This window comes from Synechococcus sp. WC101 (assembly GCF_047461555.1).
GTDB lineage: Bacteria > Cyanobacteriota > Cyanobacteriia > Thermostichales > Thermostichaceae > Thermostichus.
Genome location: NZ_JANSHG010000306.1, coordinates 1 through 1,168, shown reverse-complemented (window position 1 = coordinate 1,168; position 1,168 = coordinate 1). Strand labels below are relative to the sequence as shown.

The 1,168-nt window shown below is 59.3% G+C and carries 2 protein-coding genes; both read right to left on the bottom strand.

All coding sequences use genetic code 11. From position 1 onward, the window contains the following. Positions 1-343 (bottom strand): leucyl/phenylalanyl-tRNA--protein transferase (locus NW809_RS12715; protein ID WP_414402312.1); only part of this gene is annotated, 343 nt, incomplete at its 3' end. Positions 344-359: 16 nt separating this feature from the next. Further along, positions 360-830 (bottom strand): hypothetical protein, encoded by a 471-nt coding sequence (locus NW809_RS12710; protein ID WP_011429530.1) that lies wholly within the window; start codon positions 828-830, stop codon positions 360-362. Positions 831-1,168: the final 338 nt, after the last annotated feature.

Here is a 1,168-nt window from a genome sequence, read left to right as displayed (position 1 = left end):
GGATCCCGCCTGCTAGGGTGTCTCCCTGCCAGGTTTCAAAGCTGTGGGCAAACCCCGCTTGGTGCAGGGCAAGGTAGATCTGCTTTAATTCCGAGCTAATCCAAGTTTGGGGGCGAGCGGCACAGCCCTCCACCACTTGCTCAAAAGCGCCGTTGATCCGCACCTGAAAGCAACTGCCGCGCACCAAAGGCCGCAGCGAACGGGGACAGTGAAACCGCTCGTCCAAAGGGATCAGCGCGTGCTGCTCGGTGCCATACCAGGCCAGGGATCCGGTTTCTTCGTCCGCCATGAGGAAGTAGCCCTGGGCATATCCGGTCAGAATAGCGCCTATATCTACCTGCATGCTGTCTCTGCGCCTCTCAAGATTGCCATTCCGGCGAGAGGCTGGCAAAGTCTCCCGCATCGACCTTGGGGTGACAATCCACACAGCCGCTCACCCGCACTGGGTTGGGAAAGTCTACTTGCGGGTGCAAAGCGCGGAAGTAGCGAGACTCGGCCAGGCGATAGGGCACCGGTTCCCCTTGGCGCAGGGGACGGGAATTAGGCCGCAAATAGCCCCAAGCCAGTTGTAAAGCCACGCCGGTCAGGGGCTGGATCTGCTGGCCGTAGTGGTTGGGATCCTGTAGCAGCCGTCGCCAGGTTTCGGTGGGCAACACCTGAGCGGGCAGCGCCACATGGCAAGTGCCGCAACTGCGCACGTATTGGGCCTGCTCCAACTGGGCCTGGGTGAGGCTTTGCTGCGCTTGCGTCAGGGATCCCATCAATCCGACCAGAAGGACGATCAGGCCAAAAAGCCAAAATCGCCGCTGTCGCTTTCTCAAGGGAGCCATGCTCTCACACCAAGGTCAATGCTTTCCCAATTTAGACCAGCCCGCGAAAGATCCAGGCCCAGTTCCTGGAATTGGCTTGGCCTATCTTTGCAGAAACTCCAGAAAATCCCGCCACCAATTGCAGATCCCTTGCCACATCCGCAGCATTTCTTGGCGTATCTCTCCCGTTTCCTCCTGCAGCTAAGCCGGGCGGAGCTCGATAGCACCGCTGCGCCTGTCAAAGCGAGCCAGAGCTCCTCGGGGAGCCAGCATCAGTTTCTGCGATCAGCACCTCGTGCTTTTGCACAATTCAGTTCAGCGCTTTCAGCTCCTTGCCCAGGGTTTGAGCGGTGCTGGAC

Bases quoted from the DNA above. Each gene is read 5' to 3' on its own strand.
- NW809_RS12710 (WP_011429530.1), bottom strand. From the start codon at position 830: ATGGCTCCCTTGAGAAAGCGACAGCGGCGATTTTGGCTTTTTGGCCTG.